Here is a 14,549-nt window from a genome sequence, read left to right as displayed (position 1 = left end):
ACAGGAGGGGGTGCCGTGACCGACGCCGAGTACGTGAGCATCTGGATGCGGCCGGAGCGCCCGGCCCGCGGGCCCAAGCCGGCCTACAGCCGCGCGCAGATCACCGATGCGGCGGTACGCATCGCCGACGCCGAAGGGCTGGAGGCCGCCACCATGCGGCGGATCGCCGACGAGATCGGCGCGGGCACGATGTCGCTCTACCGCTACGTGCCGGGCCGCGACGACCTCGTCGAACTCATGGCCGACCGGGTGATGGGCGAGATCGACGTCGAGGGAATGCCCTCCGGCGACTGGCGCGCGGATCTGACGCGCTACGCCTACGGGGTGCGGACGATGTGGCGGCGGCACCCGTGGATCGCCACAGTGCACCGGGCCGTCCCCAGCTTCGGCCCCAACCGACTGCGTTTGATCGAACGGGTGATGGGCACCCTCGACACCCACGTCTCCATCGACGAGAACCTGGGCCTCATGGCCGTTCTGAACGGCTACGTCGAGGGCGCCGCCCGTGACGAGGTCAGCTGGGCCGAGGAGGTCCGCCGCAGCGGTCTCAGCGAGACGGACTGGATGGTGCGGTCCGGCCCGTACGTCAACCAACTGCTGGAGAGCGGGGAGTACCCGATTTTCAGCAAGATCGTGATGGAGGCGAGCGGGCCGCACCTGCACCGCGACGACCGGTTCCGATACGGGCTGGAGCGCGTCCTCGACTGCATCGCCGCGGCCCTCCCGGCACCGGTCGAGTCCCCGGTGGCGGCGAACCGGGAGGGGCGGGAAGACCGCGACGGTTAGCAGCGGCCGCGGCTCGTTCCGGCCTCAGCGGCCGGGGATTCCGTTGCGGGCGGGCGCCATGTCCGCGGCCAGGCGGTTGCCGTCTTCGCCGTCGGCGAAGGGCGGCCGGGCCGGATGCCGCTGCAACCGCGCACGGTCGCGGGCGCGCGAGTCGCTGTCGAAGGTCATCGTGTCCGGTCCGGTCGCCAGCTGTACGACGGGGGGATTCGCGCAGCTGACCGGGAGGAGTGGACGCGCATGACGTGCCAGGCGCGAACCGCGGACGGGATCAGCGGCTCGGTGGGTGGTCGGCGATCCGATCGGCGCACGACCGCCGAAGAGGCCCCGGTTCCCTCGCCCGATGTCGACAGCGGATTTCAGGCGCGGACATCGAATCGATCAGGTCGAAGAGGTCGAAGAGACCGTCCAGGCCGATCGACCCGGGTGCCGGTCAGTCTGCGCGGCCGCCGCGCGTACCGCCCCCCGCCGCCGCTGCCAGTGCGGCGCCCGCCTCGGCGGGCCGGCTCCCGAGCGGCTCGGGCAGCGGCTCGGCGTGCACGATGCGCAGGCTCGTCACCGCCCGGGTGAGCACCACGTAGAGCCGGTGCAGCCCGCGCGCCCCGGCGGCGGCGATGCGTGCGGGCTCGTCGACGACCACCGCGTCGAACTCCAGCCCTTTGGCCAGCGTGGCCGGCACACAGGCCAGGCGCGCGGCTTCCAAGGCGTCCTCGGTCTCGCCCACCACCGCGGTCTCCAGCCCTTCGGCGCGCAGCCGCGCGGCGACCGCGGGGGCCTCGGCGTCGGCGGTGATGACGCCGACCGAGCCCGGTCCCCTCAGCGCCTCGCGGCAGGACGCGACGAGCTGGTCGAGCCGCTCGTCCGGACGGGTCGCGGTGATGTGCAGCGCGTCGGTGCCGCCGCGCACCCCGGTGGGCAACCCCAGGCCGGGGGCGATCTCGGGGAGTAGTCGGGCCGCGTAGTCGATGATCTGGGCGGGCACCCGGAAACCGCGGTCAAGCACGGCCAGGCGGGCGTCGGGCTGGCCGATGTGGCCCAGCAGAACCTCCCATCCGTCCACCGCCGCCGGACTGGTGCCCTGGGCGATGTCGCCGAGCACGGTCAGGGAACCGCGGGAGCAGCGGCGGGCGACCGCGCGGCACTGCATGGAGCTGAGGTCCTGGGCCTCGTCGACGACGATGTGGCCCAGGGTGCCGGGGCGCTCGATCAGCCCGGCCGCCTCGTCGATCAGGGCGAGGTCGGCGATCGACCACGCGGCGGATTTGGGCCCGCGCGGGCGGCCCGGCAGCAGCACGGCCCGCTGCTCCTCAGGCGTGAGGATGCCCTCGGCCGCGCGGGCGAGCCGGTCGGGGGCGGTGAGCAGGCCCAGCACCAGCCTGACGGGATCGGCCTTGGGCCACATGTGCCGGACGGCGGCGCTGACGGCCTTGTTGCGGCGCAGCGCGCCCAGGGTCCCCGATTCGACCGACGCGCCTTCATTCTCGATTCGCCGCATCAGCAGGTGGGCGATGCGCTGCGACAGCAGGCCGGGGCCGGCGCCGTAGGCGAGGTCGCGGTTGCGCAGCTCGGTGAGGGCGCCGTCCAGCTCGTCGGCGGGGATGCGCCACCGCCGCGATCCGCGCTCCACCACCAGGGTCTCCTGCGGCGGCCGCAGTTGCGCCCACAGGTCGCGCCGGATGACCTCGGCCATGCGGGCGTCGCCTTTGGTCCGCTCGGCGGCGGGGTTTTCGGTGCGGCTCACCGGAACGTGGGCGGTCAGCTCCTCGACGGTGGTCTGGCGGACCCCGACCTCGCCGAGGGCGGGCAGGACCCGGCGGATGTAGGACAGGAACGAGCGGTTCGGCCCGAGGATGGCCACGCCGCCGTCGCGGCGCAACCGGTCGCGCTCGGTGTAGAGCAGGTAGGCGATGCGGTGCAGGCCCACCGCGGTCTTGCCGGTGCCGGGGGCGCCCTGCACGCACAGGGTGGGGCGCAGCGGCGCGCGCACGAGGTCGTCCTGTTCGGGCTGGATGGTGGCGACGATGTCGCGCATCGGCCCGGTACGGGGACGCTCGATCTCGGCGTGCAGCAGCTCGTCGGCGAGTTGCGAGCCGCCCGCGGCGCCGGAACCCTCCTGGGGTGACGGTGCGGCCGCCAAGGGCTCGTCCTCGTAGGCCGTCAGCTCGGCGGTGTCGGAGAACCCGTAGCGGCGGCGGCACAGCACACCCTGCGGGTCGGCGGGGCCGGCGCGGTAGAAGGAGCCGGAGATGGGTGCGCGCCAGTCGACGACCAGCGGATTGCCCATGCCGTCGTGCACGTGCCGCCGGCCGATGTACACGCGGTCGGCACCGTCGGTGCGGGTCGACACGGCAGCCGCACCGGGGTCGGAGGCGGGGGCGACGGGCGCGGCGGCGCTGGACGGGGGCGGGTCGCCGCCGTGCTCGTAGACCGTGCCGACCGGATAGTCGAGCCGCCCGAAGAACAGCGGGACGTCGGGCAGGTCGGCCAGAGCCGCGGCGCGGCGCCGGCGGTCCATCTCCAGCAGCTTGTTCGGAAAGTAGTAGTCGGCGTCCTCTGCGCTGTCCTGCACGGTCTCGGTGGAGACGACGTCGGTGTGCATCCTGCGCAGCGCGGCGCGCGCAGCGGCGAGGAAGGCGCGTTCGGCGTTGATTTCGGGGTCGCCGGAAGTATCGGACAGGGGTTCGGCCATGGAAGGGCAGCCTCGGTGATCGGCGGGACGCAAGGGAGAGCAGCGGCAGCGCGGGTCCCGCCCCGGGAAGCGCCCGGTGCGTCGCGATCCTCAGCGCAGCAGAATAAGAATTGCCGCCAGACAGGAAAGGACGACTTTATGTCAGGCGCGCGCCTGCGGGCAACCGCGTAGAGCCGGGAAGCCGGCAAAAGCGGAACCGGTCCCGCGTGGTCTGCGCAGCCGGCGCCTCTCGGCGGCCTTCAGCCGAGCTGCTCGGCGAGTCCGACGACGATGCCCTCGGGGCCGCGGACGTAGCAGAGCAGAAAGCTGTCCTCGTACCGCTCCAGTTCCCCCACGAGTTCGGCGCCGTGGGTGCGCAGGCGAGCGATGGCGTCCTCGATGTCGTCGACTGCGAACATGATGCGACGGATCCCCAGGGTGTTCGCCGGCGCGTTCTTCGGCTCGGGCTCGACGGCCTTCGGCCGGTGGAACTTCGCCAGCTCTACTCTTCCGTGGCCGTCTGGGGTCCGCAGCATGGCGATGTCCTGCCGGACGCCATCGAGCCCGATGACGCGTTCCGCCCAGCGCCCTTCGAGCGGCCCCTTGCCCTCCAGCTCCATGCCCAGTTCGACGAAGAACGCAACAACAGCTTCAAGGTCGTCGACGACGATGAGGACGTTGTCCATCCGCTGGATCGCCATACCGGTCCTCCTTCGCTCGGTGCGGCCGCGGTGGCCGCACGTTCCCCGGTGAGACGGAGCCGGTAAGCCGCTCTCTACATCCACCACGAGAACTGCTGGGCTGCCCGGCTCCCGAATGCGGATACCGCCTCGGACTCCGCATCTACGGCAGGTTCGTTACGCCCTCGTAGTGGGCGGTGCGGGCGCTGCCCGTGGTGCGGTACTCGAGCAGCAGCAGGCCTTGTGCCGTCGCTTCGTGCCTAACGAGTCGCAGACCGGTCGCTGTGCTCGGATGTGCGAGCAGGCGCCGCCCCGATCCGAGCACGACGGGGGCCACCACGAGGCGCAGGGTGTCGACGACGCCCGCGGAGAGCAGGGTGTTGCCGAGTCGGGCGCTGCCGTGGACCTGGAGTTCACGTCCTGGCTGCTCGGCGCACTCGCGGACGGCCGTCGTGGGGTCGCCGCGAAGCACGGTGGTCGGGGCCCAGCCTCCGGTCGCGAGCGTGTTCGACACGACGTACTTGGGCAGGGCGTTCATCCGCTCGGTGAAGGGATCGCCGGGATCGGTGATCTGTGGCCAGTCGCGTGCGAATGCTTCGTACGTCCTGCGTCCCAGCAGCAGTCCGTCGGCGCGGTCGAGCCATTCGGAGGTGCGCTGGACGAATACCTCGTCCATGTGCGGCACGAGCCAACCTCCGGCGCCGAAACCGTCGCTCGTGTCTTCCGTGGGCGAACCGGGCCCTTGGCTCACCCCGTCGAGAGTGACGAAATGCGTCATCGTGATCTTCATCGGGCGGCCTCCACGAAACGGGTGAGCTGGTCGGCCACAGTGCCCCAGCCTTCAGCGAAGCCCAGTTCGGCGTGGCGCCGCCTCGCGGCCGGGTCGCCGTGTCGCACGATGATCCGGTAGTCGGTGCCGTCCACGTGATCCTGCATCGTGATCTCGGCGGTCATCGTCACGGGAGCGGGATTCGCCGGCCGCCATCCGCTGTCCACGGCGTTGGTGAACACAAGGCGTTCAAGCCGATCCACCAGAAGGAAACACGCGTCGATGTGCGGGACGAACGTGGCGCCGTCTTCGCTCATCCGCGTGACGAAAGCGCCGCCGGGGCGGACCTCCAAGCGGTCGACGCGGCACAGCATCGGGGCGGGTATCCACCACTGCGCCAGGCCGGCCGGATCGGTCCAGGCGTCCCACACGGCCTTGCGGGGCGCGCGAATGACCCGTTCGATACTGAGATCAAGGTCGGGGTTCATACGTCGTTCCTCTCCTCGGCGCCGGTGACGAACCGGTCGAGTCGATCGGCGCCCGCCTCCCAGAGGCGCCGCTGCTCTTCCAACCAGTCCTCGACGACCGTGAACCGTTCCCGGTTGAGTTCGCAGGTGCGTACGCGGCCGGACTTCGCCGTCCGGATCAGCCCGTTCGACTCCAGCGTCCGCACGTGTTTCATGAACGAAGGAAGTGTCATCGCGGCCTCGCGGGCCAGGTCGCCGACACTCGCCGGGCCCTGCCCGAGGCGGTGGACCACGGCTCGCCTCGTCGGGTCCGCAAGAGCGAGGAAGACCCCGTCGAGCTCCGCCGAATACTGTGCCACAAGGTTAAGTATCCGCCTGCGCGATACGTGGCGCAAGGGCGAAGCGTCACTCCGTCCGTGCGCTCCACCGCTACACAGCCGCGCAGAGGGCGCGGCGGCCTCGTTGTCCCACGCCAGTCGTCTTCGGACAGGCGCACCGATGGAGCACGCCCGGTCCCACGGCTCGCGGTCGGCAGATCGCACTCCTGGCGGCTCCTACCGAAAGCGGAGGAGTGCGGCGATGGCGAGCACGGTCGGCGTGCCGGCAGGAGGGTCGATACTGCACGGTCAACCGCGAGCTTCGACCCACGGCGATGATCCGGCCGGAATTTCCGTCGCGGGACTGCGCATTCTCGCCCGGTTGCCGTTTCGCGGGCGCGGACGGCCGCCATCGGCCGAGGGGCGACGGGAAGGGGCTGCGCAGCCGATCGGGGCCGGCGCGGACAGGAAACGGCTCAGCGGCGGCCGCTCGGCGGCAACGAACCGGCGCAACCAGGGTGTGACTGGGCGTTCGGCACGACGAGCACACCGCGATGTTTTCTCAGCTGATGCCAGGGCAGTAGCCGGATAGGGACATCATAATGTTGCTTATTGGAAATATGCGTATTGTCGGCGGAGCCTCTGCGCATTCGCACCGGCAGCCGTTGTGGGCATTGTGATGACCATTGGCGTTCTGGTTTCGTCGCCCGGCGATTCTCTTTCGTCGTCAAGGGCGCGGCGTGGAAGCCGGAACCGCCGGTCCACTGCTCCCAAGGGCTTCATTCCGGAGACGGGCTGGGGACATGCACCGGCCCGGAGGAGCCCGCGTGCCGCGGAGGTGTCCGCGATCCCATTGGCAGCGATAACGAAACGGAGAGCCGACGATGGCTACTGTACGTGAGATCATGACCCGAAATCCCGAATGCGCCCAGACCGACCACACACTGCAGGCCGCGGCGGAGCAGATGGAGCGTCTGGGTGTCGGAGGATTGCCCATCTGCGGCCCCGAGAACCGCCTCAAGGGGATGATCACCGACCGCGACATCGTCGTGCGTGGGCTGGCACGCGGTCGGCGCCTCGACACCCCTGTGGGCGAACTCAACCAGGGCGAGGCCGTCACGGTGGGTGCCGACGACTCTACCGACGAACTGCTCTCCACCATGACCCACCATCAGGTGAAGCGGCTCCCCGTGATCGACGGCGATCGCCTCGTGGGCATCGTCACCATCGCGGATGCGGCGCGGGCTCTGCCCAACCCCGAGTCCGGCGACCTGCTCGACGCTCTGTCCATGGAGTAGTGAACGGGGTAGGCACCCTCGGCGCGTAGCCGGCGCATCCCTTGCCGCCCGGCCCGCTCAGGCCGGCGCGGGGATGCATCAGTGGCCGGCTCGCCACCCCGCTCGAAAGAAGGGGCGGTCTCCTGCTCCGGGGTGTCGGCCCCCTCTCGCCGACACCGCCGGTCGCAGGAGCGCGCGATCCGCCGCGGCGAGGATGGACCAGGCGTTCCAGACGCTGCGCACCTACGCGCGCGACCACGGCGCGTACCTCACCGAGGTGGCCTACCGGTTGGTAGACGAGGACCGCATGGACCCGCGAGAGGTCCTCCGACAGGGCGGTACCGACGCCGGCTGACGCCGCCCGGTGCTCTGCCGGCGCCATTCGAACCCCGGCAGGGCCGACCGGCTCCGCCGGACAGGCGCCATCGCTCTCCGATTCAACGAGTCGCCGGATTCCGGGTGTCGGGAGAGGTCGGACAGCGGTCTCGGCCCTGCTGTTCGGCGGGTGTTCAGGCGAGGGCCGCACCGCCTGCGGCGGCGCGTCCTGCGGCGAGGGACGGGACATCGGATGTGTTCCGGCTCGGTCGCTGCGTGCTCGATGCCCTGAGGCTGAGGAATCCGCCCGGGCGGCGTCGAGAATCGACACGGCGGTGCACCTGCCTGCCGTGTGCGCCCCGGCTGCCGCGGTCCGCACCGCCCACGCGCGGCGGGTATCCGCGCCTTCACCCGAGTCGCATACTTGCCCGTCGCCGAATACGCATGCGGTGATTCGTCGGCATTCCGGAGTGGCCCGTGAAGGACTTCGGCGGCCGCGGCGGGGCTTCTTCGGCCCGGAATCCGGTCCATACCGAAGGCCTCCGGGCCGCCGACACGCCACTGCGCCTACCGGAACAGGAGCGTATACGCGCCCTCGACGCGGATAGGACCCTCCGTGAACCGCTCACGCGATATCGATCGGATAGCTTGACGCGAATACATTCCTGGCGTAAACATGCGTCACAAGCGCGGTGGACGGCAGTCGATACGCAGCCGCACCGAAGGATTCCACGGAGGCATCCCGGGTGTCCCCGATGTCCCGCAGCGGAGGATATACGGCCTGTCCGCCGAGGCCGCCTGTCCGGCGAAACCGTCGACGATTCGGCTTCCACCCCGCACATTCCCATGTTCCACGATATGTTTCGGAAGGTCCGCAATGGCACAGCAGGTTCAGGTACTGCTCGTCGACGACATGGACGGCGGCACGGCCGAGGAGACCGTGTCTTTCGCACTCGACGGGACGTTCTATGAGATCGATCTCAACTCCGACAACGCCGAGGATTTGCGGCGGTCCCTCGCGTCGTTTGTCGAGTCCGCGCGCAAAGTCCGGGGAACGAAGAGCACAGGCTCCAAACGCAAGAATCGGCAGAGCAACAGCAGAGAGCGCACGGCCGATATCCGTGCGTGGGCCAGGCAGCAGGGCAAGCAGGTCAATGATCGGGGACGTATACCGGCCTCGATCGTCGCCGAGTACGAGGCCGCCCATTAACTGCATGAGGGCCGGCGGCTGGTGACACCGGACGTGAGGAAGGTGAGGTGGCTGACCGCCGGCTCCGGTGTGCGGGCCGGTGGCAGCTGCAATGGACGGCCCGTGTGCTGTTCGCGGCTGTGCGTTCCTCCTCGCCGGTGAAATCGGCGCGGTCCGGCGAAAGGCGGGCGATCCCGCCCTGCTCACTCCGCCGGAGGACCGACCCACGTGTAGCGGCGCTCCGGGCGGCCGGCGGTCCCGTAGCGCAGGCGCACCTCGGCCCTGCCCGCCTGGACGAAGTACTCCAGGTAGCGGCGCGCGCTGACGCGCGACAGCCCGGTCAGGCCCGCGCACTCCGAAGCGGACGCCTCGCCCGCGCGGCGCAGTTCGCCCTCGACGAGGCGGGCGGACTCCGGTGTCAGGCCCTTCGGCATCGCCGGACCCGACGTGCCGCCGGCCGCCGGAGCGGCGCGGGACCCGCCGAACACCCGGTCGACGTCGGCCTGGCCGGGGACGCCCGGCCCCTCCAGCACGCGGCGGGCCTCCTGGTAGCGCGTCAGCTGCTCCTGCAGCGCGGCGGCGTCGAAGGGCTTGATGATGTAGTGCAGCGCGCCGCCGTGGAGCGCCCGGCGGACCGTCGCAGCCTCGCGGGCGGCGGTGATCATCAGCGCGTCCACCTCCGGCGCCCCGCCGCCGCGCAGCCGGCGCAGCACGTCGACGCCGCTGATGTCGGGCAGGTAGATGTCCAGCAGCAGCAGGTCCGGGCGCAGCTCCTCGGCCAGGCGCAGCGCCTCCGCGCCCGTCCGCGCTTCGCCGACCACGGTGAACCCCGGCACCCGCTCCACGAGCCGCCGGTTCACCTTCGCGACCATGAAGTCGTCGTCCACGACGAGCACCCGGATCACGCCGTCTCCTCCTCTCCGTCTCCGGCCGCCGCGCCCCCGCCGCCGGTACCGGCATCGCCGTCCACCGCCCCGGAAGCGGGGGCCTCCCGGAAGGGCAGCCAGGCGGTGAACTCCGAGCCCGCCACCTCGACCCCGCCGCCCCGGCGGATGCACACCAGGCGGGTGAGAGCCAGGCCCACGCCGCGGGCGGACGCTCCGGACTCCTTGGTCGAGAAGCCGCTGCGGAACACCTCCTCGGTCAGCTCCGGCGGCACGCCGCGGCCGGAGTCGCGCACCCGCACGCGGACGGCGCCGTCCGCTTCGGCGACCTCGACCTCGACCCACCCCGCCTCGCCCTCGCCGCGGACGGCCTCCAGCGCGTTGTCCACGAGGTTGCCGACGACCGTCACCAGGTCCGCCGAAAGCCGTTCGTCCTGTTCGCTCAGCTCGGTGCGCTCGGAGACGCGCAGCTCGCTCCCCTGCTCGGCGGCCAGGCTCGCCTTGGCGATGAGCAGCGCCGACACCGACGGGTCGGACACCCGCGAGGTCACGTCGGCGGCCAGTCGGGCACGCGCACCGCCGACGCTGGCCACGTACCGCTCCACCTCGTCGTACTCCTCCAGGCTCAGCAGTCCGCTGATCACGTGCAGCCGGTTGCTGAACTCGTGCGCCTGCGCGCGCAGCGCCTCGGTCGTGGTGCGGGTGATGTTCAGCTCGTGCCGCAGCGCGACCAGGTCGGTGCGGTCGCGCATGGTGGTGACCGACCCGATGCGCAACCCGCGCGTGCTCAACGGCGTCCAGTTCAGGGTGACCAGCCGGTCGTTCATCACCGCCACCCGATCGGGCTCCTGCACCTGGTCGGTGAGCACCTCCACGAGCTGCGGGTCCACGTCCAGCTCGGTGAGCCGGCGCCCCTCGGGCCGCGCGGGCAGTCCGAGCAGTTCGGCGGCGGTGTCGTTGACCAGGGTGACCCGGTTGTCGCGGTCCAGGCCGAGGACTCCCTCCTTGATGCCGTGCAGCATGGCTTCGCGGTGCTCGGCCAGGCCGGCGATCTCGCCCGGCTCCAGGCCGAGCGTCTGCCGCTTGATCCGGCGGGAGAGCAGCAGCGAGCCGGCGACTCCGAGGACGCAGGCGATTCCCATGTAGACCAGCAGCGTGGGCGCGGCTTCGGCCATGAGCTCGACGGGACCCGGGTAGTCGCGGACCCCGGCGACGACCCCGATCACCCGGCCGCCGTCGTCGATCACCGGGACGTGCGCGGCCAGCACCCGTTGCTCACCGAGCGTGACGACCCCGACCCAGGCGCGCCCGGCCAGCACCGGGCTGTCGCCCCGCGGCAGTTCCCGCCCGATCAGCCGCGGGTCGGCCGAGGCGGCGGCCCGCATGTCGGTGTCGGCGATGATCAGGTCGTCGATGTCGGCGAGGCCGCGCAGCCCTTCGGCGGCGGGCTGCAGGATGCCCTCCTCGGAGGGGCTGCTCAGGCCGGTCCGGATGGCGTCGGTGGCGGCGGCCGTCTCCGCGACCGACAGGATGCGCTCGCCCTCGACCTCGCGGAAGCGCGCGTCCGCCTGCGCCATCGACACGCCGGCCACGGCGACCAGCACGGCGACGACGATCGCCAGCTGCAGCCCCAGGAAACGGCCCGCGAGCGTGAGCCTGATCCGCACCGCTCCTCCCCGACGCCACGACGCACACCTCGGCCCCGGTCGGCGCGCCGCGGCGGCGCGCCGACCCGAACCGCCTCATCCTCGCACGTCGACCGCCTGCCGAGGCATGACCAATACGACCGAAACGTCCACTACCACCACTGCTCGCACAACGGCCAGAACGGTTCTGCGCGCCGGGGCGCCCCTGTTTCGATGTGCCTCCCCTCACATCCGCGAGTACGGCGGATCACCGTCCCCCGACCCCCTTCAGGAGGCAGCATGTTCCGCACGTTGGCCGCGCGCCTGTCCGCCCCGGTGTCCGTCGGCGCCTCGCTGGTGCTTCTGGCCACCGGCTGCGGCTCCGGCGGCGGCGCCGGCGACAGCGACGGCGGCGCTTGGGCGCCCGAGAAGCCCATCGAGATGGTCGCCCCGGCCGCCACCGGAGGCGGCTGGGACACACTCGCCCGCACCAGCTCCCGGGTGCTGGAGAAGAACGACCTCGTCGACCAGCCGATCCAGGTGGTGAACAAGCCCGGTGGCGGAGGTGCCGTGGGCTGGGCCTATGTCGCCGGCGCGGCGGAGCCGACGCGGCTGTTCGTCACCAGCCCGCCCATCACCCTGGTGCCCCTCACCAGCGAGTCCGGCCACAGCCACGAGGACTTCACCCCCATCAGCAGGCTGATGACCGAGTACATGGTCTACGTCGTGCCCGCCGACTCGCCGCTGAAGTCGATGGGCGACCTCGTCGACAAGCTGAAGGAGGACCCCTCCTCGCTCAGCGTCGCGGGCGGCTCCGCGCCCGGAAGCATGGACCACGTCGCCTTCGCCGGCGCCATGAACGCCGCCGGGATCGACCCCAAGGGTCTGAAGTACGTGCCCTACGACGGCGGCGGCGAGGCCCTCACCCAGACGGTCGGCGGGCACGTCGACGCGTCCGTGATCGGGGCCTCCGAGGCCGCCGGCCTGGTGGAGTCCGGCGACCTGCGGGCGCTGGCGGTTTCGGCGCCGGAGCGCACCGACACGCTGCCGGAGGTGCCGACCCTGCGCGAGGAGGGCGTCGACTACACCTACGACCTCTGGCGGGGCGTCATGGGGCCGGGCGACATGACCGACGCGCAGGTCGCCTACTACGAGAAGGCGTACAAGCGGATGCTCGAGCAGAAGCAGTGGAAGAGCGAGGCGAAGAAGCTCGGCTGGGAGACCTCCTACATGGACAGCGACGAGTTCGGCTCGTTCCTGGACAAGTCGAGCGAGGACGCCGAGAAGCTGCTCGGCGAGATCGGGCTGCAGAAGGGGCAGGGCTGAGATGACCCCGTTCGGCTTCTCCAACCGGGTGCTGGCCGTGGTGGTGGCCCTGTTCGCGATCGGCTACCTGGTGCTGGCGTTTCGGATGCCGGAGTTCACGGCGGTCGAGGTGCCGGTGCAGCCGTCGACGCTGCCGCGCTGGCTCGGTGCGGTGCTGCTGGTGCTCGCCGGGGTGCTGTTCTTCCAGCGCGGAGCGCCCGGCGAGGACGGCGAGCGGGTGCCGGCGGCGGGCTCCGCCGGCACCGCGGCCGGTACCGGTGACGCCGGGATGGACGGCGGTTCGGGGGACGCCGGCGGCGAGGGCGCCGGGGCCGCGGCGGGTGCCGCGGCCCCGCGGGCCTTCCTCGGGCGGATCCCCGACGCGCGGCTGGAGCTGGCGGCCTTCGCCGGTTCCATCGCCGCCTACGTCCTGCTGTTCGAACCGCTCGGGTTCCTGATCAGCACCGCGGTCTACGTCTTCGGCGCCTCCTGGTACCTCGGCTACCGCCGCCACTGGGCCAACGCCCTGGTCAGCGTGGGCGTGCCGGCGGTCCTGTACTTCACCATGTCCGAATTCCTCGACGTCGCGCTGCCCACCGGGCCGCTGCCGTTCTGACCCCGCGGAGCCGTCCCCATGGAAACCCTCGACCAAATCGGCTACGGGTTCGCGGTCGCGCTGGCGCCGGAGAACCTGCTGTTCGTCTTCATCGGCGTGCTCGCCGGGACCGTCATCGGGATGCTGCCCGGCCTCGGCCCCATGAGCGCCATCGCGCTGATGATCCCGATCGCGTTCGGCATGGACCCCACCACGGCCATCATCATGCTGGCCGGCGTCTACTACGGCGCCGTCTTCGGCGGCTCGACGTCGTCGATCCTGCTGAACGCGCCGGGCATCTCGGGCACGGTGGCCACGTCCTTCGACGGCTACCCGATGGCGCGCCAGGGCAAGGCCGGCAAGGCGCTGGCCATCGCCGCGATCGCGTCCTTCGCCGGCGGCACCGTCGGCGTCGTGCTCCTGATGCTCATCGCGCCGTGGCTGGCGAAGTTCGCCGTCAGCTTCGGTCCCGCCGACTACTTCTCGCTGATGATCCTCGGCCTGACCGCCGTGGTCTCGCTGGGCGGCAAGAACCTCACCAAGGGCCTCATCGCCGCTGTGGTGGGGGTCGTCATCTCGCTCGTCGGCATCGACTCCCAGACCGCGACGATGCGCTTCACCTTCGGCGTCCCGGAGCTGTTCGAGGGCGTGCAGTTCCTCATCGTCGCGCTCGGCGTGTTCGCGCTCGCCGAGGTGTTCGCGATGCTGGCCCGGCGCGGCAGCGGCGGCGGGGACGGCGCCATCACCTCGCTGCGGCTGAACCGCCGCGAGGTGCGGACGCTTTCCGCGCCCACGGCCCGCGGCTCGCTGCTGGGGTTCTTCGTCGGGGTGCTGCCCGGCGCCGGCGCGACGATCGCCTCGTTCATGGCCTACTCGACGGAGAAGCGCCTGGCCCGCGACGGCGCGACGTTCGGACGCGGCAACATCAAGGGCGTCGCCGCGCCGGAGTCGGCGAACAACGCCGCGGCGGTGGGCTCGTTCGTCCCGCTGCTCACGCTGGGCGTCCCGGGGTCGGGCACCACAGCGATCCTGCTCGGCGCGCTGCTTGTGTTGGGCGTGCAGCCCGGCCCGCTGATGCTCTCCGAGCGCCCCGACGTGTTCTGGGGTGTGGTCGCGAGCATGTACGTCGGCAACCTCGTGCTGCTCGTGCTGAACCTGCCGCTGATCCCGTTGTTCGCGAAGGTGCTCAAGACCCCGCGGGCGGTGCTGCTGCCCCTGGTCGTCGTGTTCTGCATGGTCGGCGTGTACGGTCTGAGCTTCACGACGTTCGACCTCTGGCTGCTGCTGGGGTTCGGCGTACTGGGTTACGTGATGCGGCAGAACGGGTTCCCCGCTGCGCCGCTGATCCTCGGCCTCATCCTGGGCGGACTGATGGAGAAGTCGATGCGCCAGGCGCTGCAGATCTCCGACGGCGCCTGGTCCACGTTCCTCACCAGCCCGTTCTCGGTGGCGCTGCTGGCCCTGGCGGTGCTGGCGCCGGTGGGGCCGCTGCTGGCCCGGCTGCGGCGCGGCCCGGCGGCACCGTCGGACGCGTCCGGCCCGGAGGCCGGCGACGGCGCGCCGGACGGCGGCCCCGGCGGCCGCCCGGACGCAGGGCGGCCCGAGAGCTCCGGGAACTCCGGCGGGCCCGCCGGCGGCGGCGAGCACACGACGGCGGAGGGGAGGTAAAGACGGC

The 14,549-nt window shown here is 71.4% G+C and carries 15 protein-coding genes; 7 read left to right on the top strand and 8 right to left on the bottom strand.

The window, feature by feature from the left end; all coding sequences use genetic code 11:
• Positions 1–15 precede the first annotated feature (15 nt).
• Positions 16–786: a TetR/AcrR family transcriptional regulator gene (locus tag LP52_RS05405; RefSeq protein WP_040271284.1), complete on the top strand. Its 771-nt coding sequence runs from the start codon at positions 16–18 to the stop codon at positions 784–786.
• A 24-nt stretch (positions 787–810) separates the two neighbouring features.
• Here LP52_RS05405 and LP52_RS27065 read toward each other — a convergent pair whose 3' ends face one another.
• The 6 genes from LP52_RS27065 to LP52_RS05380 all read right to left on the bottom strand — a co-directional run bounded on the left by LP52_RS27065 (position 811) and on the right by LP52_RS05380 (position 5,726).
• The gene (locus tag LP52_RS27065; RefSeq protein ID WP_157036214.1) at positions 811–954 is read right to left on the bottom strand and encodes a hypothetical protein; all 144 of its coding nucleotides are present in this window, start codon (positions 952–954) and stop codon (positions 811–813) included.
• A gap of 262 nt (positions 955–1,216) precedes the next feature.
• Entirely contained in the window at positions 1,217–3,472 is a 2,256-nt protein-coding gene (locus LP52_RS05400; protein ID WP_052809462.1) for a HelD family protein, read from the bottom strand.
• Positions 3,473–3,711: 239 nt separating this feature from the next.
• Positions 3,712–4,137: a VOC family protein gene (locus LP52_RS05395; protein ID WP_202966050.1), complete on the bottom strand. Its 426-nt coding sequence runs from the start codon at positions 4,135–4,137 to the stop codon at positions 3,712–3,714.
• Positions 4,138–4,294: 157 nt separating this feature from the next.
• Positions 4,295–4,921 (bottom strand): dihydrofolate reductase family protein, encoded by a 627-nt coding sequence (locus tag LP52_RS05390; protein WP_040271281.1) that lies wholly within the window; start codon positions 4,919–4,921, stop codon positions 4,295–4,297.
• Positions 4,918–5,388 (bottom strand): SRPBCC domain-containing protein, encoded by a 471-nt coding sequence (locus LP52_RS05385; protein ID WP_040271279.1) that lies wholly within the window; start codon positions 5,386–5,388, stop codon positions 4,918–4,920. Before LP52_RS05385 ends, LP52_RS05390 begins: the two co-directional genes overlap by 4 nt.
• Positions 5,385–5,726, bottom strand: coding sequence for an ArsR/SmtB family transcription factor (locus LP52_RS05380; protein ID WP_040271277.1), 342 nt, complete (start codon positions 5,724–5,726; stop codon positions 5,385–5,387). The genes LP52_RS05385 and LP52_RS05380 overlap by 4 nt, the downstream gene beginning before the upstream one ends.
• 842 nt (positions 5,727–6,568) lie before the next feature.
• Here LP52_RS05380 and LP52_RS05375 point away from each other — a divergent pair.
• The 3 genes from LP52_RS05375 (at position 6,569) to LP52_RS05370 (ending at position 8,486) form a co-directional block, all read left to right on the top strand.
• The gene (locus LP52_RS05375; protein ID WP_040271276.1) at positions 6,569–6,982 is read left to right on the top strand and encodes a CBS domain-containing protein; all 414 of its coding nucleotides are present in this window, start codon (positions 6,569–6,571) and stop codon (positions 6,980–6,982) included.
• A gap of 193 nt (positions 6,983–7,175) precedes the next feature.
• Complete coding sequence (locus tag LP52_RS27060; RefSeq protein WP_157036213.1) at positions 7,176–7,316, top strand: hypothetical protein; 141 nt, start codon at positions 7,176–7,178, stop codon at positions 7,314–7,316.
• An 837-nt stretch (positions 7,317–8,153) separates the two neighbouring features.
• Positions 8,154–8,486, top strand: coding sequence for a histone-like nucleoid-structuring protein Lsr2 (locus LP52_RS05370; RefSeq protein WP_040271275.1), 333 nt, complete (start codon positions 8,154–8,156; stop codon positions 8,484–8,486).
• Between the two features lie 182 nt (positions 8,487–8,668).
• Here LP52_RS05370 and LP52_RS05365 read toward each other — a convergent pair whose 3' ends face one another.
• Positions 8,669–9,370, bottom strand: coding sequence for a response regulator (locus LP52_RS05365; RefSeq protein ID WP_040271273.1), 702 nt, complete (start codon positions 9,368–9,370; stop codon positions 8,669–8,671).
• Positions 9,367–11,016: a sensor histidine kinase gene (locus LP52_RS05360; protein WP_084722914.1), complete on the bottom strand. Its 1,650-nt coding sequence runs from the start codon at positions 11,014–11,016 to the stop codon at positions 9,367–9,369. The genes LP52_RS05365 and LP52_RS05360 overlap by 4 nt, the downstream gene beginning before the upstream one ends.
• A gap of 258 nt (positions 11,017–11,274) precedes the next feature.
• On the opposite strand from LP52_RS05360, the gene LP52_RS05355 reads away from it, so the two are divergent.
• From LP52_RS05355 to LP52_RS05345, 3 genes are read left to right on the top strand one after another with little or no spacing between them, the layout of a single operon-like run.
• Positions 11,275–12,300, top strand: a complete 1,026-nt coding sequence (locus LP52_RS05355; RefSeq protein WP_052809461.1) for a Bug family tripartite tricarboxylate transporter substrate binding protein — start codon at positions 11,275–11,277, stop codon at positions 12,298–12,300.
• Between the two features lies 1 nt (position 12,301).
• The gene (locus tag LP52_RS05350; protein ID WP_040271272.1) at positions 12,302–12,895 is read left to right on the top strand and encodes a tripartite tricarboxylate transporter TctB family protein; all 594 of its coding nucleotides are present in this window, start codon (positions 12,302–12,304) and stop codon (positions 12,893–12,895) included.
• Between the two features lie 18 nt (positions 12,896–12,913).
• A complete protein-coding gene (locus tag LP52_RS05345) occupies positions 12,914–14,542 on the top strand; it encodes a tripartite tricarboxylate transporter permease (RefSeq protein WP_084722913.1) in 1,629 nt (542 codons plus the stop codon).
• The last annotated feature ends 7 nt before the right edge of the window (positions 14,543–14,549 follow it).

It is taken from the genome of Streptomonospora alba (assembly GCF_000826685.1).
Classification (GTDB): Bacteria; Actinomycetota; Actinomycetes; order Streptosporangiales; family Streptosporangiaceae; genus Streptomonospora; species Streptomonospora alba.
This window is presented reverse-complemented; position numbering and strand designations above follow the sequence as displayed.